The sequence below is a fragment of the Wenzhouxiangella sp. AB-CW3 genome (assembly GCF_014725735.1).
In the GTDB taxonomy this organism is placed as follows: Bacteria; Pseudomonadota; Gammaproteobacteria; order Xanthomonadales; family Wenzhouxiangellaceae; genus Wenzhouxiangella.
In genome coordinates this window covers 2,963,792-2,982,774 of sequence record NZ_CP061368.1, presented here as the reverse complement: position 1 = coordinate 2,982,774, position 18,983 = coordinate 2,963,792, and the positions used below count along the sequence as shown (strand labels likewise).

The following is an 18,983-nucleotide window of genomic DNA, read 5'->3' as shown; positions in this document are numbered from 1 at the left end:
CAGGAGCTTCGGCTTGGTTGCAGAAAAAACGCTCTGGTGCGTTCAGGAATACCATGAAATGACATGCTCGGAGCTTTACTCGGTGCTCGCAGCGCGGGTGGAGGTATTTGTTGTCGAGCAGGACTGCCCCTATCAGGATATCGACGGGCTGGACGATCGGGCGATTCACGTCAGCGCCCGGGATGAAGCGGGGGGCGTGCTGGCCTATGCGCGTATCCTGCCGCCCGGCTTGCGCTTCGCGGAGCCTTCGATTGGTCGTGTTCTGACCGCCATGCCGGTGCGAGGCACCGGCATGGGTCGGGAACTCATGCGTCGTTGCCTGGCCGAGTCGGCCAGGCGGTTCTCCGGGCAGGCACTGAGAATCTCGGCCCAGCAGTATCTAAACCGCTTCTACACCGAACTGGGCTTCGAGGCCGTGCGCGGGCCGTATTCCGAAGACGGCATTCCCCATCTTGAGATGGTCCGGGCGGCCGACTCAGAACAGCGAAAAGGGTGAGCGACGTCGACCGCCGCCACCGCCATGACGACGCCTGCGGCGCATGCGCGCCAGCAGGGCCTGCTCGCGAGCCTTCAGGAAGTCGCCACGATTAAGTTCATCCGGGTCCATCCCGCGTCGCTTGGCTTCTTCTGCCCGATACTGCACGAAGTCGCGGTAGGCGTCGATTTCCGGCGTCAGTTCACGGCACAGCAGTTCCACCATGATGGCATCGTCGAGAAAGCCGATGCCTGGCAGATGGTCGGGGATCAGGTCCTCGGGGTTGTTGAAGTAGGCCAGTGCGGCCAGCACGCGGCGCTGTCCGACCTCCTGCATGCCCCAGCCCTCGTCTTCGAGCATGTCGATGAGGACCTGCAGCTGACCGAGCCGGTCGCGGATGTAGTCGGACCCGACCGTCTCGTCGACCTCCCGGAGCAATTTGCGGGCACTTTCGATGATCACGTCACGGGGTTGTTCCTCAGTGTTCTCCATGGCCTGGCGGGCCATGCTGCGAAAGCGTTCGAGATCCTTTTCGGTAAATTCAAGGGTGATGCGCAGACTCATGAATGGGTTCCTTGGGATTTGATCAGTCGAAGGAAGGCATCGAAACCGTATAGCGTAGAGGTCTGGTGACGGGCCGTCAATGCCCGCTCAGGCGGCCGCGATGAACAAGGCGACACAGGCGCCCAGGCCTACCAGCCAGGCCAGTGACCGGGCCAGGTGGACATCGGCCAGATAACAGCCGGCATAGACGATGCGCGCGGCAACGAATATCATGGCAATGGTATCGATGGTGGCCTGTGCGGCTCCGGCAAGGTGGGCGATGATGACCGCGGCGGCAAATAGTGGAAACGCTTCGAGGCTGTTCTGTTGCGCCCACCAGGCCCGCTTGCGGTATCCGGTGACCGTTTCATACCATTCTCGCGGTCGGCGGTTGTTGAAACTGCGGTCGCCGGCCTTGGCAATGCCGGCCAGGACGAAGGGAAACAGGGCGGCGATCAGCACACACCAGAAAGCAACGGTCATGGGTGGAATGCTCCGTGTCCAGAATTGAAGCAAGCATACGGCATGGCCGGCATGGAAGACAGTGCCAATGGCCATGCCCGGGTTAGAATTTGCTTTGCTCAGCCATGGCAATCAACTGATGACCCATTCATTTCAGCTGGATTCGCGCCTGGACGGGTTCGTGACCATCACCGAAGTGGCCGATGCCAGCCGGCTGGCCGCGGCCGTGCTGAGGCGAAAGTACAACATGGATGTTCCGCCTCACGGACATCATGTGATTGCGTTTGTCGCCGGCGAGACGGGCTGCTGGTGGCCCGCGTTCTACGTCAATTACCTGCCACATCGAAACGCCATGTTGATCGGCGGCGCCGCAACCGATGGCGAGGTGCTGCGACGGCTGGGTGCACACCAACAGGCCGCGCTGGCCGAGTCCGACGGGCTGATGCTGCAGACGGTACGCTACAGCGAAGCCCGCTTTGCTGATGAGTCGGTGGGAACGTTCGGGTATTGTGGCGACGAGCGTTCATGGTCGATTCTCCAGCGCTGCGGGTATCGCCGCATCGGCGATCATGCGCACCTGATCGTGCGCTGGAACCGGCAGCTGCCCGAAGTGGACCGGGAGGAATTGATCGACAGCGTCCGTGAACTGGGGCCGTTCTAGTGCTGACGGCCTGGTGTAGGATGGACAGCGTTTCCTGCCCGTTTTCGGCAGGATCGAGATCGAGGGGTGGGCATTGTTCAAGATGACGGCCGGGTTTCGAAACCGATGAAGGTGGCCGGGAATGCGCTGTTCGCAGTGGCACTGTTCGCGCTGTGCATGGGGCTTGTGGCCCGTCATATCCAGTCCGTGCAGGTGGCCGACGCCGAGATGAAGCGGTTCCACGCCCTGCAGGAACTGGCCACCCTGCGAGCGCGTATCGAGGGGCATCTCGGTGCCAACCTGATGGCCATGCGTGTATTGCGCGCCGAGCTGGCCGTCGATTCGGTGATTGACCCCGAGCGCGTCAAGCGTCTGGCCGAGGAAGTCCTGACCGATGACTTGCACACTCGCCATGTGGCCGTGGCGCCGGACCTGGTCGTCCGCCATGTGTACCCGCTGGCCGGCAACGAGGCGGCACTGGGTCTGGACTACCGGGACAACCCCGAACAGCTTGGCTCGATCGAGGCGGCGCTGGAGGCTGGCGATATACTCATCAGCGGTCCGGTCGATCTTGTCCAGGGGGGACAGGCCCTGATTGCAAGAGTGCCGGTCTACCTGCACCGCAGTGATGAACTGTGGGGCATTGTTTCCCAGGTGATCGATCACGAAGCTCTGTTTGCAGATGCCGGGCTGCTTGACGACGACCAGTGGTCGGTGGCTTTGCGCGGCGTGGATGGAACGGGCCTGGAAGGAGAAGCCATTGTGGGGCTGGATCGAGTCTGGGAACTCGATCCGGTCATGATGCCGGTAGACCTGCCGGTGGGGCAGTGGCGTCTGGCTGCAATGCCGGATTCGCTGTCCTGGGAGGAGCCTCTGGGGACCTATTCGGGTCGCTGGCTGCTTGGAGTAATGCTTGCGTTGACCGCGACATTGTTGATGCACGGTTTGCTGATCAGCCATATTCGCTTGCGCCGTGCATTCTCGACCATCAGTCACCAGGCACGCTACGACGGGCTGACCGGCCTGCCCAACCGCCAGTTTTTCACCCAGCATCTGACCGCCGAAATTCGCCGTTGCCGACAGCAGGATCTGCGCTTTGCGCTGATGTTTCTCGATCTCGATCATTTCAAGGAGATCAACGACTCTCTGGGCCACGAGGCCGGCGATGAGTTGTTGCAGGCCTGCAGTCAGCGCATTGTCGCGGCGGTTCGCGCCGAAGACATGGTGGCGCGCCTTGGTGGTGACGAATTCGTTGTCCTGATCAGGGGGTTGGGCGATCCCGTCGACGCCGAACTGGCCGCCGACCAGGTGCTCGCCGCCCTGCAGCCACCCACTGAGGTCGCCGGCCACGAAGTCAGCATCGGCGGCTCGGTTGGCATTGCCGTTTATCCGGATGATGGCACCACGACCACCGACCTGCTCAAGCACGCCGATCTGGCGATGTACGCGGCCAAGTCGGCCGGCCGAGCCACGTCCTACTTTTTCAACGAGTCGTTGCGTCACCAGTCGGAAACCCACTTGCTGCTGCATCGAGAGATTCAGCGTGGACTGGCCGACGATCAGTTCGAGGTGTATTACCAGCCGCTGGTCGATGCCACGGATGGTTCGCTGCGCTCGGTCGAGGCCCTGGTACGCTGGCAGCACCCCGAGAAAGGCCTGCTCAGCCCGGCCGATTTCATTCCCGTGGCCGAGAGGACCGGGGTCATCCGCGATCTGGGGCTGATGGTGCTGAAGCAGGGATGCATTGATGGCCGGAGAATGCGGGCCGAGGGGTTGGACATCACGCTCTCGATCAATCGTTCACCGCGCGAGTTCAACGACTACAAGATAGTGCGACGATGGCTGGAAATTCTTGAGGAAGAAGCGTTCGAGCCCAAGTACCTGACGGTCGAGCTGACCGAATCGCTGCTCATGCCTGACCGCGATCGGCAGCACCAGTTGCTGCGATGGTTGCACAAGGGTGGCGTGCGCCTGTCGATCGATGATTTCGGCACCGGCTATTCGTCAGTCACCTACCTCAGGAATTTCCCCGTCACCCAGATCAAGGTCGATGGGGCTTTTGTGGCCAGCATGCTGGAAGACAGGTCACAGTATGCGCTGGTCGAGGCACTGGTCAAGATGGCGCAGGCACTGGGCCTGGAAGTGGTGGCCGAAGGAGTGGAGACTGCCGAGCATGCTCGGGCGCTCGCCGCCATGGGTTGCCACCTGCTGCAGGGGTACTACTTCGATCGCCCCATGCCGCTGGCTGATCTGCTCGAACGATACAGGCCGGTGCAGCCGCAGGGCGGCACGGACTGACGTTCGTCAGTCGGTCTTGCCGGGGTCCGTGTTCTTGGAGCCACGGATTTCCCGATCGGCTTCCTCCACCTCGTTCATTGCGCTTCTGAAGCCCTTGAACGCGCCACCGAGATCCTTGCCCAGGTTCTTGATCTTGCCGCTGCCGAAGATCAGCAGGACGATAAGCAGCACCACGAGCAGCTGCCAGATTCCGATGTTTCCGATTCCCATTGTCCATTCTCCTTGATGTGAGGCCCGGGATCAGCCGCGGTGCTCGCGCATGATGTCCCAGTCCAGTTCGTCCCAGGTGTAGATCCGGCCGCCGTGTTGTCCGGCAAAGGTTTCGGCATTCTGTTTCACCGAAAACGGGGCGGGTGCATGGCCCATAGCGCCGCGCTGGTCGTGGCCGAGCACGAACCAGGCCTCGGTGGCTCGGACCCAGTGTTCGTCGGATGGATCGTCCCAGCCGGTCAGCGACAGGTCGTGCATGAAGAGTGCGGCGATGGCCGGGGCCGATTCGGGTTGCCAGGCCCAGGAAATCAGATCGCCGGTGGAGCAGAACGGCAGCATCTCGCCGTCTCTCAGGCAGGCCTGGCCCTTGGGTCCGGGGAAGCGCACGATGGTCATGCCGCACAGCGTGCACTCGTGTTCGTCGGTCAGGGTGAGCACTCGGCAGTGGTCGTGACCGACCTCGGCCTGCTGGCCGCAGCCGATCAGGCCGGCGGCCGGCAGCAGGGCCAGCATCTGCAGGATCTGTCGTCGAGTCGTCATTGCGCTTGCCTTCTCCGTTGTCCAGTCAGTGTCGCCGGGCGGCGAACAGGGCGGCGGCCAGGGCCAGCGGCAGCACGGTCCATGCCGCCAGTATGCCCATCAGGCGGCCGACCGAAAAGCCCTGTTCGGCGACCACCGAGAGCATGCCGGATGCAGCCGCGGCTTCTTCGAAGCCGGTCAGGTTGACCAGCCGGAACACGTCGGTGGGGTTGATCAGCAACAGCACCTGGAACAGGCCCTGGTCGACCCGACCCTCGGTGCCCACCAGCACGCCGAGCAGGGCCAGATCGTAAATCAGCACGAACAAAAACCAGGCCAGCAGCGCGAGGCCGGCCGCGCGTGCCTTTTCGCGCGTGATGGTGCTGATCAGGTAGGCCAGGGCCAGAAAGGCCCAGCCCAGCAATATGGCGCTGCCAATGAACAGGCTGAACGGGCCAAGCAGGTCGGCGAAGGCGGCTTCCTCGGCCACCAGGCCGATCACGGCCGCGGCAATGCCGAAGCCCAGTGCCGTGGACAGTGCCAGCATACCGGCATGGCCCAGGAACTTGCCGGCCAGCAGTCCGACCCGGCTGATGGGATAGGCCATCAGCAGCAACAGGGTGCCTTTCTCGTCCTCGCCGACAATGCTGTCGTAGGCCATCATCAGGGCGATCAGCGGGATCAGGAACACCGCCAGGCTGGCCAGGCTGACGATGGTGGTGGAAATGCGGGTAAAACCGATCTGGCCGGCTGCGGCCGCGCCGAACCAGGCCAGGGCGATGGCGAGCACGGCAAAGGCCAGCGTGGTGGCCAGCACCCAGCGGTTCCTCAGCCCGTCACGGAACTCCTTGGCGGCGACAATGGCGATCTCACGCATTGGCATCCTCCGGGGCGTCGGCCAGGCGATTGAAGTGAGTGTAGAGCGACTCCAGGCTGGGGGCGTCGACATGGACGTCGCTGACCTCCTCCTCGGCCAGCAAGGCCCGCATGATCTCCAGCTTGCGGCTGGCGGGTGCATCGAACTCGATCAGGTCATCTCGTACTTCACGAGCGGTCAGGCCCAGCCCGGCCAGGCGCTCGTTGATCTGTCCATTGAGCGATGTGGTGCGTGCACGAACGCGTAGCGGCAGATCGGCCTGTGCGCGCAACGCATCGATCGTGCCGTCGGCCTGCAGGCGGCCGTGGGCGAGAATGGCGACGCGGTCCAGGTGCTTCTCGACACCGGCCAGTACGTGCGAGCTCAGGATCACGCTGGTGCCGGTTTCGCGGAGCTCGTCGATCATGTCGTAGACATCGCGCGTGGCGATGGGGTCCAGGCCGACGGTGGGTTCGTCGAGCAGTAGCAGCTTCGGAGCGCCAAGCAGCGCCTGGGCCAGGCCCAGACGCTGGCGCATGCCCTTGGAATAGGTGCGCACGCGCCGGTCGGCCGCATCGCCCAGCCCCACCCGTTCAAGCAGCTGATCGGCCAGTTTGACCTCGATGCGCTTCAAGCGGGCGAAGTAACGCAGCACCTCTCGACCGGAGAGGTTGTCGTAGAAACTCACGTTCTCGGGCAGGTAGCCGAGCTGTAGCCTGAGATGCCCGGCGGCGCGACCGCGCGGGTTCTCGCCGAGCACCTGCACCTGGCCGGCACTCGGGGCGAGCACGCCCAGGATCATCTTCATGGTGGTGGACTTGCCGGCACCATTGTGGCCGAGCAGGCCGAGCACTTCTCCGGCGGCTACTTCCAGGTTCAGGTCGACCACGGCCCGGACCTTGCCGAAGTGGCGGCTGACGTTCTCCAGGCGAACCACGCTGGTCATGTTGTCGGCTCCTGCTGGGCCATGGGGCGCATCAGCGGAGCCGAGTCCCGGACACCGGAGGGGCGCAGCACCGGAAATTCACGCTGGACCCAGCGCAGCAGTTGCACGGCCGGGCTGTTCATCAGGATGCGCGCCATGGGGTAGGTCCAGAACAGGCGGTCGACCGCGTCATTGGGTTCGTGCGGCACATCGCCGATGCCGTCGCCGGCCAGGTCCCAGCCCATGTAGTCGCTCCAGTAGTTGCCGCGCCCGTCGATCGACCACTCCTGGTCGCGGGTGGCCACGTACATGACCTGGCTGCGGTTGTTGATCAGCGCATTCTCGTGGATCTTGTTGTTCTCCGAGCCGGCGGTGAGGTGAATGCCGATGTCGGTGCGCTCGAGATGATTGCGGCGGATGGTGTTGAACTGCGAGTTGTAGATGAACATCGCCTTGCCTTCGGAACCGCGGATGGGTGTACCGGTGCGCGGGTTGGTGCTGGCGGTGATGGCAGTGGCGGTGTTGTCGGTAATGTCGGAATCCTGCAGGTCGTTGATCAGAAAGCCGTAGCCCTCGTCGCCCTCGGCGTGGTTGCCGGCAATGACCAGCCGGCGCGACTGCATCAGAGCAAAGCCGGCGCGGTTGTTCCAGGTGCGGTTGCCGACAACCTCGTTGTCGTTGGAATTCATGTAATGCACCCCGTAGCGCTGGGTGTGCAGGTGGTTGCCCTCGAGGCGATTGTTGTGAGAGAAATCGATGTAAATGCCGTCGCGTGTCTCCCAGACCACATTGTTCCTGATCAGGCTGTGGCGGGTATTGAACAGGTGGATGCCGTTGCCGCGGTCCTGGTGACGCAGGGTGATGTCACCGCTGATGCGGTTGCCTTCCACGAGAGTCTCGTTGCTGCCATGCAGCCAGATGCCGAAGCCGCGTGCCTCGATGCGGTTGCCGATGAGCTTGACGCCTGTGGCATTGCGCGTGGTGTAGATGGCTGAATCCATGTCAGTCAGGTTGACGCCGCCGTTTCTCAGGTGCACGCCCTCGACGGTGACATCCGGTGCGTCGATCCACAGCAGGTGACCCTGACCGCCACCATCGATGGTGGCATCGTCGGTTCCGCGCAGGACGAGCGGGCGGGTGATGCGGAAGTTGCCCTCGTGAATGCCGGGCTGCAGCTCCAGCGTGGCGCCGTCCGGGGCATCTTCCAGCGCCTGTTCCAGCTCACCCGGCTCCACGGCAATCGTCGCGGCAAGCAGGGAGGGTGTGGACAGCAACAGCAGGATGGTCAGAAATGTCTTCATTGATGCCTTTGAATCGAGACGGGGCGGCGGAAGTCCGCCGCCCCGCGTGGTTGGTCCATGAGACCGTTCGAGTTTACGCCGGTTCTACCAGCATGCGCCCGCCCATTTCCATGTGCAGGGCATGGCAGAACCAGTTGCAGTAGTACCAGTACACGCCCGGCTTGTCGGCAACGAAGGTGGCCGAGGCGGTCTGCTGCGGACTGAGCTCGAAGCTGATGCCGTGGTCGGTCATGCAGAAGCCGTGGGTGAGATCCTCGACGCGGTCGAGGTTGGTGACCACGACGGTGACTTCGTCACCCTGCTTGACCTTGAACTCTTCCATGCCGAATGTCGGAGCGACCGAGGTCATGTAGACGCGGACCTTGTTGCCGTCGCGGATGATCTTGTTGTCGCGCTCGACATCGACGCCGTCGGCCTCGGCCATGGCGATGGTCTCGGCGAAGGTGGGATCGTCGCGGCTGTAGATCTGGGAGGTGTTGATCTGGTCGCGACGCACGATCACCGCATCATGCGGCTCAGCGAAGGTGGGCGTGTCGTGCACCAGCTTCATCTCCTCGCCGGAGATGTCGATCATCTGGTCGTTCTCGGCATGCAGCGGCCCGACCGGCAGGAAGCGGTCCTTGGAATGCTTGTTGAGCGAGAACAACCACTTGCCGTCGGCATCCTTGGACTCGGCCAGGGTGGCGTGGTTGTGGCCTGGCTGGTAATGCACGTCGAGCTTCTGGATGATGTAGTCGACGTCCTCGCCCTGCCAGTTGCGCACTGCCTTTTCCATGTCCCACTTGACGATCTGGCTGTCGAGGTAGAGCGTGGTGTAGGCGTTGCCGCGTCCATCATAGGTGGTGTGCAGCGGGCCCAGACCCAGCTCCGGTTCGGCGGCGATAACGTCGCGCGGGTCATCGAGCTCATCGGCAAACAGTGCGTCAAGACGATCGATTTCGATCATGCTGACCGTCGGCGAGAGCTTGCCGGCGGCGATGAAGTACTTGCCGTCGGTGGACGTATTGAGCCCGTGCGGGCTCTTGGGGATGGGCACGTAGCGGGTCACCGCCGAGCCCTTGCGACCGTCGACCACCGGGGTGTCGCCTTCAAAGGTCATGTAGTCGCCGTTGCGCACGGCTTCCTCGATGCGCTCGATATTGAAGATCACCACCCAGTCGCGTTCGGGTGCCATCATGTCGGCCTGGTGCACGGCGCGCTCGGAGTTGTAGCAGGTCGAGGCGGCGTACTTGCCGGTGTAGTCGGCATCCATATTGTCTAGGTTGCCGTCGACCAGTACCTGCCAGGCCACTTCCATGGTCTCGGCGTCGATTGCGCTCCACACCGTCCAGTATTCCTCGGGGTTGTCGAGGTGGCGGCCATCGTTGGGCTTGGGCGTGATGTATTCGGAATTGCAGAAGACGTAGTTGGTCTTGGGCACCTTCTGCAGCCTGAGTCCGTGAATAGCCTGGGCATTGGGTACGGTCGTCATCTTGTCGCACTTGAAGATGTCGAGACGGATGCGCGCCACACGGGTATTGGCCTTGTCGTTGATGAACAGGTACTTGCCGTCGTGGCTGCCGTCGGTATAGCTGACGTGGGGGTGGTGGGCATCACCGTTGGGGAAGCGATGCGAGTCGCCCATGATGCGCTTGGATTCGTTGGTCGTGCCCCAGCCCGAAGCCGAGCAGTGATTGAAGATCGGGATGCGCATGATCTCGCGCATGGAGGGCACACCGAATACACGCACTTCACCGGAGTGTCCTCCGGACCAGAAGCCGTAGTATTCGTCCAGTTCGCCCAGCGGAACATTGTAGTCCTGCGTCGAACCGGAGTTGCGTGCCTCGGCGGTGCGGGTGCCGCCAAGCAGCAGCCCGGCGCTGCCGGCACCGGCCATGCCCAGCGCACCGACGGTGGCGGTCACACCGAGAAAGCGGCGTCGGCCGGAATCCTGTATGTCGGTTTCGGGTGTTTTCGGACTCTTGTCCCGGGTCTTGTCGTTCATCGTTTCCTCTCCTGGTTTGCCTCGTCGTCGAGTAGGTTGTGTGCCTTCATCGCGGATCTCGCGATCAGGTTTCGGCCACTTTCAGTGGCACGCGGTTGTTGCCTGAAGCCAGTTTTTCCGCCTTTTCCCTGCGCTTGCGGCGCATGATCATGGGCGGACACTTCTCATCATTGAAGTAGGTGATCTGGCATTCCAGGCAGTAATGGCACTCGTTGGGATTGATATGGCCGTCGGGATGGATGGCCTGCACTTCGCATTCGGCCGCGCAGATCTGGCAGGGTGAGCCGCATTCCTTGTGGCGCTTGAGCCAGTCGAACAGCCGCAGCCGTGCCGGAACGGCCAGGCCGGCGCCCAGCGGGCACATGTAGCGGCAGAAGAACTTGCGGTTGAACACCGAGATGCCGAGCAGGATCAGGGCATAGAGAATGAAGCCCCATTCGCGCTGGAAGCGCATGGTCACGGCGGTCTTGAACGGTTCGACCTCGGCATAGACTTCCGCCGTGCCGAGTGAATGCAGGGAGATGCCGAACAGGGCGAGCAGGATCAGGTATTTGAGCGACCACAGCCGTTCGTGTACCGCCCAGGGCAGTTCGTACTGCTTGACCTTGAATTTCAGGGCAACGTCGTTGATCAGCTCTTGCATGGCGCCGAACGGACACAACCAGCCGCAGTACACACCGCGTCCCCACAGCAGCAGGGTGACGGCGACAAAGGTCCAGAGGATGAACATCATCGGGTCCATCAGGAAGGTGGACCACTGGAAGTCGGTCAGCAGCGAGTTGGTGAAAGTCAGGATATTGACCACCGACAGCTGGGCCAGCGTGTACCAGCCGATGAACACCACGGTGTAGATCAGAAAACCGGTGCGGATGACGCGAGTCAGTTTTTTTCGCTGGACCAGCCAGTCCTGGAACAGCAGGATGAAGGTCAGCAGCAGCAGGCCGGCGCCGAGCACGCCGATCTGCCAGGTGCGTTCCTCCCATACCGTCACCCACAGCGGTCGGTCGGACGGGCCGGGCATGGCTTGCGGTGGCTCGGGGTAGTCGAACCAGGCCTCCGGCGGTTCGTACTCCAGCGGGAAATTGACGAAGACCGAGTCAAGCGCACCGACCTGGCGGCGCACCAGCAGGTCCAGTTCCCAGGGGCGACCCGGATCGAAGCTGTATTCGGAGCGCACGATGAAGATATCGCGCTCACTGATCTCCGGTGCGCCGTCGGCGGCAATCTGCGACGGTGCGCGTACCAGGTCGGCATCGCGGAACTGGATGGCGCTGTCGCCCTGGTTGATCTGGATGCGGTCGAAAATGCCGCCGCGCACGAAGCCGGTGCCCTTGAAGGAATAGCGTCCGCTGGCGGCCAGGTAGATCGCGTGCTCGCCCTCATCGAGCCGGTCCATCAGCCGCTCGTAGTGGTCATCGCCGAGCAGGTTGCGCCCGGCGGTCGGGGCATTGAGGTAGGCGGCATAGAGGTCGATGAAAGTATCGTCCTCGGCGCCTTCGGGTGGATTGTCGACCTGCTCGGCCTCGGTGCCGATGAAGGCCTCGTCGACCTCGCCGCGGGTCAGGTGCAGTCGGCCGACGCCACCTGTTTCACGCAGTTCGGGCCAGTCCATGGGCTCGAAAACATCGTCCTTGACCGTGGCCGGGTCGGCAATGGGAACGGCATCCGGGTCGACCAGACCATGACCGACGGCGACCAGGCGCGAGGCGTTCATGATGTCCTCGCCCATCACCACCACGGTGACGGTGGCCCCGGAAACCGCATCGACGTAGCTGTAGCCCTCGCGGATGCGCGCCGACAGGCCAACGCGCACGCGGTCGCGGATGGTCTTGCCGACGTACTGGTCGACGAACTCGACCAGGCGGCGTTCGGGAATGCCGACCAGCATGATGGGTTCTTCGTGCTCCAGAACCCTGACGCCGGTGACCATGCCGTCCATGTCCAGCCCGACCAGCATGTTGACCGGTTTGCCGGAATAGGCGGGGATCGGTGCGACGTCGATGGTCTCGAATATCAGGCCGATCTGTTCGTCGTCGCGAAAGACCGGGCGGGCCGGCGGCTCCCCGGCACGGTCGCCGGCATGATCGGCCTCGGGGAAGAACTCACCCAGGGCACCGTCTCGGGGGTCGGCCAGAGCCGGGCCCCACAGCAGCACCGACAGGCTCAGTGCCGCCAGAAGGCGACTCATATGGCCTCCGTGGCTGTCGCGCACCTGTTCAGTGGCGATGGCACTGACTGTTGCTGGTGTACAGTCGGAATCATCCGCTGTCTTTTACCTTTCCCCGATCCGGAGACATGTAAACTGGATATATGATTCTGAATGAGTACGTTAATTGCTTATTTGATCTGGCGCAACTCGAGGGGTTTTTGTTGCAGACAGACTGCCTTGGGACGCGACGCGTAACCATGGAGGAGAACGGCCCATGAGCGAGCAACAAGAGAAGATTCCGGCGCAGATGTTTAGTCGTCCTGGCGTGGTCAATGCTCGCCGTTTTGTCGGTGAATACTGTTTCGAGCTGGAGGGGCTGTCGGAAATGATCCGCGTGCGGATCTTCGGCAGCCTGGACGATGACTGGTACGAGGTGGCGCAAAGCCACTACCTGCAGCCGCCGGGAGCGAACAGCCCGTCAATGAGTGAAACCCAGCGCTACGGCAGCGTGGAGGACGCGCTGAATGACATATTGACGTTGTTTTCCAGCGGCTACGACCAGGCCATCAAAGCCGGGCACGTGCCCGACGACTCCTGGCTGATGCCCAGCCGGGAGCTGGACTGGTAGCATCGTTGTCTGGTCGCATGATCGTTTTTTGGATTCCTGGCTGCGCAGATTTTTCAGGCACCTGTGGCCGGGAAATTACAGAACCGCAGATGAACGCAGATGAACACAGATTAGTCAAATTTCCGACCTGTCTTTCATCTGCGGTTTCTTGAATGAGAGCACGGCCATGGCTGAGAAATCTTGGTAATCGGGTAACGTTTCGAATCGAGGATTCACTGCGCCAGCGTCTCGGTAAGGCGCTGGTGGATCCAGTCGTCGACGCGTTCGACTTCTTCGGGCGAGACCGTGTGTTCGATCGGGAACTCGTTCCACTCGATCTGGTAGCCGCTGGCCTGCAGGGCATCGCGGCTGGCGCGGGCATCAGTGATCGGTACCACGCGGTCGTTTTCGCCGTGCAGCATGAGGATGGGCGTATGGCGACTGGCGGCCTCGGCTTCGTCCATGAGGCTGTCGGCAAACAGCAGTTCTCCCGACATCACCACGATGCCGGCCAGGCTGTGCGGGTAACGCAGGCCGGCGTGCAGTGCCAGAGTGGCACCCTGCGAGAATCCGGCCAGGATGATATGACGGGGATCGCGCCCCTGGTTGCGAAGGCGATCGAGTTGATCGTGCACCATGCGTGTGCTCTCGTCCATGCCGTCACGATCCAGTGGCGCCTCGCCGGGCTCGCCGCGCACGTCAAACCAGGCCCGGGTCGGTCGGTCCTGGTTGACCGTGATGCGCCTGATCGGGGCGCTGGGGGCGATGTAGTGCAGACCGATCTCGCGTGACTGGCGCAGGTTGACCAGGATGGGATTGAGGTCTTCGGCATTGACGCCCATGCCGTGCAGCCAGATGTTGGCCGCCCTGACTTTTCGGCGCGTGTAGACCTCGAAGATCTCCTGCCTGTCACGCTTGTCTTGCTCGTTCATGGTCACTCCCGTAGGCCTGCTGCGTGTGTGAATCTGATCGCGGGATTGTCTACTGTCAAGTGAATCTTTACTTTGATCCCGGTCAAGCGTGAGCTTGGGCGTCGTTCAGAAGTATTTCCAGGTCACCGGGTTGCTTCCAGTCGCGGGAAAACATGTAGCGCGGCAGGTGCCAGCGGTCGCTGGCGGCGGTGACGGGCTCCGGGTCGCAGGCCAGGGCGGCCTGCAGTCCCAGCTCGGGACCATATCTTGGCAGGTATTCCCGCCGTATGTACTCGCTGGACTGGCCGTAGGGGTAGGCGAAGAAACACGGGCGGCGGCCCGCGCGCCGCTCGATGTAATCGCTGGCCTGGTCGACCTCGGCGCGACATTCTGATTCGGTTTCGATCCAGCGGAAGTCGCCGCGCCGGTTGTCGCGTTGCACGGTGCGCTGGAGTGAGCCGTGATTGTGATCCCAGCTATGGTTCTCGATGCTGATCAGTCCGCTTTCATTGGCTTTCGCCCACCAGTCATCACGCCATACATCGAGGCTCATGTAGTCGGTCCTGTCGAGCTCGTCGCGCGCCTGTGGGGAGGCGATGGCGAAGGCGCTGACGTGGGGATGGTGTCGGCCCGAGCTGGCAGGCGAGTCGCGGAACTCGCGCAGGCGCTGGGCCAGGCTCTTCTGCGGGCCGCAGCTGGGATGATCGAAGGCCTCGAAGTCCATGATGGAACCGTCGTCGGCGGTCAGGACCGCCACCTTGTCGGGCAGTGTTCCCGAATCAAGACCGGCCAGGGCCTGTGCCAGAGGCAGCACAGTCCAGCCCTGCGCATCCAGGGTAAGCAGGTCCTCGCCAAAAGCGATCAGGTCGTTGTCGGCGTAGTGGTTGTCCAGCACGCGGATGGAATGCCAGGACAGGATAACGAAACGCTTGCCATGCATGGTCGATCACGCCTCCTCTATCGAAAACGGTTGATCTGGCCGGGCACGGCATGCAGCCAGCCTTCATACTCGACCGAGCGAGTGGGCCCGCGCTCGCCAATCATGCCCAGCTCCAGGGTCCAGGGCAGCGATTGGCGCTGGCCCTCCGACAGTTTGTTCAGGTGTTCCAGTCCCGCGGAGCTGCCGGTCGTTTCGATACGGATGACTTCGCGCGAGCGGGCCGGAAGCTCGAACGGCATTTCATGCCGGGTGCCGGCCAGCTTCGTGCCGTCCAGCTCGAGTTGAATTTCAAGTGCCTTGTAGGCCAGCTCGCGTTCTTGCAGGTTGCGCAAGGCCAGGTTGATCACGAGGTGATCTTCGGTGCGCTCCAGGCTGTCGATGCTGACGCGCAGCGTATCGGTGGAAACGCGCGGCAGCCCTCCCATGCAGCCCATGGTCAGGCTCAGTATCAGGATCAGGACAGTGGACAGGCGATGTCTCGACAACTGCAGCTCCAGGGCTGAAGGATCAGGTCGGTCATGATAACCGCTTCACCGTTCAGGGGAGTATCCGGGGATCGCGTTCGACGCCGGCCGGCTTGCTCTTGCGCCGCTTCGGGTCGAGGCGGTCCTGCAAATCGTCGGCGACCAGGCTGCCGGCCATGACCAGGCCGAACAGAAAGACCGAAGCCACCACGAAGTTCATGTACTGTCCGGCCAGAATGTCCTGACCGGCCTCGGCCAGCATCAGGCCCCAGCTGATCGAGTCGTGCACACCCAGGCCAAGGAAGCTGAGGATGACCTCGATCTTGATCGCTGCCACAAACACGAGCGTGGCCTGGACCAGCAGCACATGGGCCAGGTTGGGCAGCACATGTCTTCGCAGGATGCGCAAGGGTGCGCTGCCGCCGGCGCGTGCGGCCAGAATGAAACCGGATCGCTCAAGCCGGATCGCCTCGGCACGAACCACGCGCGCGGTGGTGGTCCAGAAGGCCGCCATCATGGCCACGTACATGGCTGACGGGTGGCGGTGCAGGGCAAAGGCAATGGCGCCGACGAGAAGATAGAAGGGGATGGCCTCGAGGGTGCCGGTCAGCCAGAGGATGAATTCGTCGATCCAGCCGCGGTGAAAGAATCCCGCGATGCTGCCCATCAGTCCGCCGAACAGGCAGGTGACGACGGCCACGACCAGCCCGATTTCGAATGCCGTGGCGGTGGCTGCCACGCTGCGCGCGAAGATATCCTGGCCGAGGCGGTTGGTGCCCAGCCAGTGATCGGGTGATGGGGGCGCCCACATCGGACCGGTCATGGCCGACCAGTGACCGGACCAAAGGCCGAGCCACACACCGACAGCGGCGAGGGCATACAGGCCCAGGATCAGGACGGGCAGGCCCGACATCCAGGATCTGTATCGAGGCAAGCGGACGATTCGCGGGGTCATGCGACTCGAATCCTAGGATCCGCCAGTTGACCGAGCATGTCGGCCACGGTCACCGTCAGGGCCAGCAGCACGGCACTCAGGCCCACCACGGCCATGATGACTGCCTGGTCGCCGGCCAGGATGGCCTGGTAGGTGATGCGTCCAATCCCGGGCACGGCAAAGTGGCTCTCGATGAGCAGACTGCCGGCAATGGCCAGGCCCGGCACGGTATAGATGATGCGCGTCATGATCGGCAGCAGGGCTGCCGGTAGTACGTGTCGGATCATGATTCGGCGCGGGGTGGCGCCGTAGGCCAGTGCGGTACGCACATGGTCGGCGCTCATGGCATTGACCAGCATGGCGCGAAAGAACCGGGTGTTGTAGCCCAGACTGGCCAGCACGAAGGCCAGGGTGGGCAGGGAGACATGCCGGACATAGCTGCCCGGGTCTCCCACAGCCCAGCCACGCACCGGAAACCAGCCCAGCCAGACGCCGAATATCGCCTGCAGGCCGATGATGATGACCACGAACGACAGGCTCATGCCGACCACCGAGCATCCTGTAATCCAGCGGTCCAGCCGACTGCCACGGTACCAGGCAGCCCACATCGCCAGCGCCAGCGCCAGGGCCGTGCCGAGCAGGAAGCCGGGAGCCAGCAGCATGGCCGACACCGGCAGCGTGCGCCCCAACAACTCACGTACCGATTCTCCACTGGCCTGTGCATGACCCAGATCCAGTGTGGCCAGTCCCCGCAGGTAGTCGGCATAACGGATCCAGAACGGCCGGTCCTGTCCCAGTTCCTGGCGCAACTGCGCCAGTTCGGCCGCGGTCGGGTTCTTGCCCACAAGGGCATGGGCCGGGTCCGGTCCGAAATGCACCGTCAGAGCAAAGCTGATCAGGGTAACGCCCAGCAGCAGCGGTACGGCCGCGGCCAGCTTGCGCAGGAAGAAGGCCGGCAGCTCGCGCCGATGGTTCAAGGTCGCGCTCCCACATCGACAAAGCGCAGGAAGAAACCGCCCAGCATCTCGCGGTCGGGTTGCATGTGCGCGTGCCGGTGCCACAGGTGCAGACGGGTGCGTGCCAGGCTGCCGATGAACACGCAGTCGTCCATCACGATGTCATTGAGCTGACGATAGAGGGCGGTCCGCTCGGGACCGTCAGGCAGCGCGGTAGCGCGCTCGAACAGCGCATCGAACTCCGGGTTGCGGTAGCTGAAACTGTTGGCTCCGGGGGCGGCATTGGGGCCATAAAACAGTTGCAGCGCATACTGTGCATCCGGCCAGGCCATGGTCCAGCCGAGAAGAAAGATATCAAGCTCGCCAGCGGCAATGGCGCGGGAGTATTCCCCGAACGAGGCAAAGGCCCGCGATTGCATGTGGTCACGTGGCAGGCCGGCTTCCACCATGCGCTGGCGAAACTGTTCGAACATCTGGCGCTGATGCACGCTGGCTTCCATGCCGTAGGTCAGTCGCGGCAACTGCTCCGTTGCGGCCAGTTCATCCATGTGTTCGCGGGCCCGCTCGGGTTGGTGGCGGATGCTGTCCTCTCCATGAGACGGATCGAACGCCTCCACAAATGGCGGAATGGCGCCGGGGAATACCTGGGCCAGGCCATGATGGAAGGTCTCGTTGTAGCGGTCCCAGTCGAAGGCGTCGCGCATGGCACAGCGCAGCTGGCGGTTGGCCTGGTCACGTGTCGGTTCCGGGTGGTGACCGATGTCCTGGTTGGCCATATTAAAGCCATAGAGCACAAAGCCGGCCTCGGGTGAAGCCATGCTGTGGTACTGCTGACTGATCTCCGGTGTAAAACGGATTGGATCTCGTGACGACAGTATCCGCGTGGCCTGGTCGGGCGGCACCATGACATTGTCGACCTCGCCAGCTGCGAAGCTGCTCCAGCGTGATCCGGGTTCGGTAATGAAGTGGATCTCCAGTCGGTCGACGAAGGGGTAGTGACGACCGTCCAGGTGCTCCAGTTCCAGTTCCGCATGCAGTTCGGGGTCATGTCCCTCGTAGGCCAGATCGAAGGGGTCGCGGACAAAGTCCGGCCGTCGGAGCAGCACCGCCTGGCTTTCGTCGCGTCGCGCAAGAGTGAACGGCCCGGATCCGACCGGATGGGTTCCGAACTCCCGCCCGCGACTTTCCACCACCTCTCTGGGGACGACGGCCGACAGGGCCATGGCCAGGGTGTGGGCCAGCTGTGGGAATGGTCTCTTGAGTGTGATCTGAAGCGTGTGCTCGTCGAGCGCCTGCAAACCTTCGATGGGCTGATCCGGGTCGGCGCCGGACTCCACCCATTGGTCGAGTCCCAGAATCCGGTCGCGCCAGAGCCAGGCACCCTGCGACCGGGTGGCCGGATCGAAATGCCGCGCCAGGGAATACACCACGTCGGCGGCAGTCACCCTTCGGCCCGTCCCATCCGGGAAAGCCGGGTCGGGTGCGAACACTGCGTCCTCGCGCATCCGGATGGTCCAGACCAAGCCATCGTCGGACACCTCCGGCATGTCGGCTGCCAGGTTGGGGGCCAGTTGATAGGGGCGCTCCAGGTAGCGGTAACGGTAGAGCGTGTCAAAAAGATTCACCACCAGGGTGGACGAATAGACATCGGCCGCGTGGGCCGGGTCCAGGCTTGCGGGAACGCCGTCAATGGCGTGGCGGTAGGTGGTCTCGTCAGCCGCGTTGGTATCGGTTTTGTTGCAGGCCGCCGTGAACGCCAGGGTGGCGAGTACGGCGCAGACGAGTCGGGTGCTGGTCGACATTCGGAAG

At 63.0% G+C, this 18,983-nt stretch carries 19 protein-coding genes; 4 read left to right on the top strand and 15 right to left on the bottom strand.

Translation table 11 applies throughout. From position 1 onward, the window contains the following. Positions 1-58: 58 nt before the first annotated feature. Positions 59-496, top strand: coding sequence for a GNAT family N-acetyltransferase (locus tag IC757_RS12935; protein ID WP_223846132.1), 438 nt, complete (start codon positions 59-61; stop codon positions 494-496). On the opposite strand, the gene IC757_RS12930 is transcribed toward IC757_RS12935, so the two are convergent. Together IC757_RS12930 and IC757_RS12925 are read right to left on the bottom strand one after the other, a co-directional pair. Continuing rightward, positions 476-1,039, bottom strand: a complete 564-nt coding sequence (locus IC757_RS12930) for a YkvA family protein (protein WP_190974713.1) — start codon at positions 1,037-1,039, stop codon at positions 476-478. The two genes, IC757_RS12935 and IC757_RS12930, sit on opposite strands and share 21 nt — an antisense overlap. An 87-nt stretch (positions 1,040-1,126) precedes the next feature. After that, positions 1,127-1,501 (bottom strand): MAPEG family protein, encoded by a 375-nt coding sequence (locus IC757_RS12925; RefSeq protein WP_190974712.1) that lies wholly within the window; start codon positions 1,499-1,501, stop codon positions 1,127-1,129. Positions 1,502-1,619: 118 nt separating this feature from the next. Between IC757_RS12925 and IC757_RS12920 the strand changes: the two genes are divergently transcribed. Both IC757_RS12920 and IC757_RS12915 read left to right on the top strand, forming a co-directional pair. Next, on the top strand, positions 1,620-2,141 hold the full coding sequence (locus tag IC757_RS12920; RefSeq protein ID WP_190974711.1) for a hypothetical protein: 522 nt from the start codon (positions 1,620-1,622) through the stop codon (positions 2,139-2,141). A 66-nt stretch (positions 2,142-2,207) separates the two neighbouring features. Continuing rightward, on the top strand, positions 2,208-4,418 hold the full coding sequence (locus tag IC757_RS12915; RefSeq protein ID WP_190974710.1) for a putative bifunctional diguanylate cyclase/phosphodiesterase: 2,211 nt from the start codon (positions 2,208-2,210) through the stop codon (positions 4,416-4,418). A 6-nt stretch (positions 4,419-4,424) separates the two neighbouring features. Here IC757_RS12915 and tatA read toward each other — a convergent pair whose 3' ends face one another. From tatA to nosR, 7 genes are all read right to left on the bottom strand, one after another. Then, positions 4,425-4,628 carry a twin-arginine translocase TatA/TatE family subunit gene (gene tatA / locus IC757_RS12910; protein WP_190974709.1) on the bottom strand — a complete coding sequence of 68 codons (204 nt, stop codon included), beginning with the start codon at positions 4,626-4,628 and terminating at the stop codon, positions 4,425-4,427. Positions 4,629-4,658: 30 nt separating this feature from the next. Continuing rightward, positions 4,659-5,168, bottom strand: coding sequence for a nitrous oxide reductase accessory protein NosL (locus IC757_RS12905; protein WP_190974708.1), 510 nt, complete (start codon positions 5,166-5,168; stop codon positions 4,659-4,661). A gap of 25 nt (positions 5,169-5,193) precedes the next feature. Further along, positions 5,194-6,024 (bottom strand): ABC transporter permease, encoded by an 831-nt coding sequence (locus IC757_RS12900; RefSeq protein WP_190974707.1) that lies wholly within the window; start codon positions 6,022-6,024, stop codon positions 5,194-5,196. Beyond that, positions 6,017-6,949, bottom strand: coding sequence for an ABC transporter ATP-binding protein (locus IC757_RS12895; RefSeq protein WP_190974706.1), 933 nt, complete (start codon positions 6,947-6,949; stop codon positions 6,017-6,019). Before IC757_RS12895 ends, IC757_RS12900 begins: the two co-directional genes overlap by 8 nt. After that, on the bottom strand, positions 6,946-8,229 hold the full coding sequence (locus IC757_RS12890) for a nitrous oxide reductase family maturation protein NosD (protein WP_190974705.1): 1,284 nt from the start codon (positions 8,227-8,229) through the stop codon (positions 6,946-6,948). The genes IC757_RS12895 and IC757_RS12890 overlap by 4 nt, the downstream gene beginning before the upstream one ends. 73 nt (positions 8,230-8,302) lie before the next feature. After that, positions 8,303-10,213 (bottom strand): TAT-dependent nitrous-oxide reductase, encoded by a 1,911-nt coding sequence (nosZ, locus tag IC757_RS12885; RefSeq protein WP_190974704.1) that lies wholly within the window; start codon positions 10,211-10,213, stop codon positions 8,303-8,305. A gap of 64 nt (positions 10,214-10,277) precedes the next feature. Beyond that, entirely contained in the window at positions 10,278-12,401 is a 2,124-nt protein-coding gene (gene nosR / locus IC757_RS12880; protein WP_190974703.1) for a transcriptional regulator NosR, read from the bottom strand. A gap of 235 nt (positions 12,402-12,636) precedes the next feature. Here nosR and IC757_RS12875 point away from each other — a divergent pair, with 235 nt between their 5' ends. Next, positions 12,637-12,990, top strand: coding sequence for a hypothetical protein (locus tag IC757_RS12875; protein WP_223846131.1), 354 nt, complete (start codon positions 12,637-12,639; stop codon positions 12,988-12,990). Positions 12,991-13,202: 212 nt separating this feature from the next. On the opposite strand, the gene IC757_RS12870 is transcribed toward IC757_RS12875, so the two are convergent. The 6 genes from IC757_RS12870 to IC757_RS12845 all read right to left on the bottom strand — a co-directional run bounded on the left by IC757_RS12870 (position 13,203) and on the right by IC757_RS12845 (position 18,976). Further along, positions 13,203-13,901: an alpha/beta hydrolase gene (locus tag IC757_RS12870; protein ID WP_190974702.1), complete on the bottom strand. Its 699-nt coding sequence runs from the start codon at positions 13,899-13,901 to the stop codon at positions 13,203-13,205. An 82-nt stretch (positions 13,902-13,983) separates the two neighbouring features. After that, the gene (locus IC757_RS12865; protein WP_190974701.1) at positions 13,984-14,820 is read right to left on the bottom strand and encodes a polysaccharide deacetylase family protein; all 837 of its coding nucleotides are present in this window, start codon (positions 14,818-14,820) and stop codon (positions 13,984-13,986) included. A gap of 17 nt (positions 14,821-14,837) precedes the next feature. After that, positions 14,838-15,305, bottom strand: coding sequence for a hypothetical protein (locus IC757_RS12860; RefSeq protein ID WP_190974700.1), 468 nt, complete (start codon positions 15,303-15,305; stop codon positions 14,838-14,840). Between the two features lie 52 nt (positions 15,306-15,357). Beyond that, the gene (locus tag IC757_RS12855; protein WP_190974699.1) at positions 15,358-16,239 is read right to left on the bottom strand and encodes an ABC transporter permease; all 882 of its coding nucleotides are present in this window, start codon (positions 16,237-16,239) and stop codon (positions 15,358-15,360) included. Further along, positions 16,236-17,195 (bottom strand): ABC transporter permease, encoded by a 960-nt coding sequence (locus tag IC757_RS12850; RefSeq protein ID WP_190974698.1) that lies wholly within the window; start codon positions 17,193-17,195, stop codon positions 16,236-16,238. The genes IC757_RS12855 and IC757_RS12850 overlap by 4 nt, the downstream gene beginning before the upstream one ends. Continuing rightward, entirely contained in the window at positions 17,192-18,976 is a 1,785-nt protein-coding gene (locus tag IC757_RS12845) for an ABC transporter substrate-binding protein (RefSeq protein ID WP_190974697.1), read from the bottom strand. The genes IC757_RS12850 and IC757_RS12845 overlap by 4 nt, the downstream gene beginning before the upstream one ends. Between the last annotated feature and the right edge of the window lie 7 nt (positions 18,977-18,983).

Coding starts and splice junctions, on each gene's coding strand:
- IC757_RS12935 (WP_223846132.1), top strand. CDS start 59: ATGACATGCTCGGAGCTTTACTCGGTGCTCGCAGCGCGGGTGGAGGTA.
- IC757_RS12930 (WP_190974713.1), bottom strand. CDS start 1,039: ATGAGTCTGCGCATCACCCTTGAATTTACCGAAAAGGATCTCGAACGC.
- IC757_RS12925 (WP_190974712.1), bottom strand. CDS start 1,501: ATGACCGTTGCTTTCTGGTGTGTGCTGATCGCCGCCCTGTTTCCCTTC.
- IC757_RS12920 (WP_190974711.1), top strand. CDS start 1,620: ATGACCCATTCATTTCAGCTGGATTCGCGCCTGGACGGGTTCGTGACC.
- tatA (WP_190974709.1), bottom strand. CDS start 4,628: ATGGGAATCGGAAACATCGGAATCTGGCAGCTGCTCGTGGTGCTGCTT.
- IC757_RS12905 (WP_190974708.1), bottom strand. CDS start 5,168: ATGACGACTCGACGACAGATCCTGCAGATGCTGGCCCTGCTGCCGGCC.
- IC757_RS12900 (WP_190974707.1), bottom strand. CDS start 6,024: ATGCGTGAGATCGCCATTGTCGCCGCCAAGGAGTTCCGTGACGGGCTG.
- IC757_RS12895 (WP_190974706.1), bottom strand. CDS start 6,949: ATGACCAGCGTGGTTCGCCTGGAGAACGTCAGCCGCCACTTCGGCAAG.
- IC757_RS12890 (WP_190974705.1), bottom strand. CDS start 8,229: ATGAAGACATTTCTGACCATCCTGCTGTTGCTGTCCACACCCTCCCTG.
- nosZ (WP_190974704.1), bottom strand. CDS start 10,213: ATGAACGACAAGACCCGGGACAAGAGTCCGAAAACACCCGAAACCGAC.
- nosR (WP_190974703.1), bottom strand. CDS start 12,401: ATGAGTCGCCTTCTGGCGGCACTGAGCCTGTCGGTGCTGCTGTGGGGC.
- IC757_RS12875 (WP_223846131.1), top strand. CDS start 12,637: ATGAGCGAGCAACAAGAGAAGATTCCGGCGCAGATGTTTAGTCGTCCT.
- IC757_RS12870 (WP_190974702.1), bottom strand. CDS start 13,901: ATGAACGAGCAAGACAAGCGTGACAGGCAGGAGATCTTCGAGGTCTAC.
- IC757_RS12865 (WP_190974701.1), bottom strand. CDS start 14,820: ATGCATGGCAAGCGTTTCGTTATCCTGTCCTGGCATTCCATCCGCGTG.
- IC757_RS12855 (WP_190974699.1), bottom strand. CDS start 16,239: ATGACCCCGCGAATCGTCCGCTTGCCTCGATACAGATCCTGGATGTCG.
- IC757_RS12845 (WP_190974697.1), bottom strand. CDS start 18,976: ATGTCGACCAGCACCCGACTCGTCTGCGCCGTACTCGCCACCCTGGCG.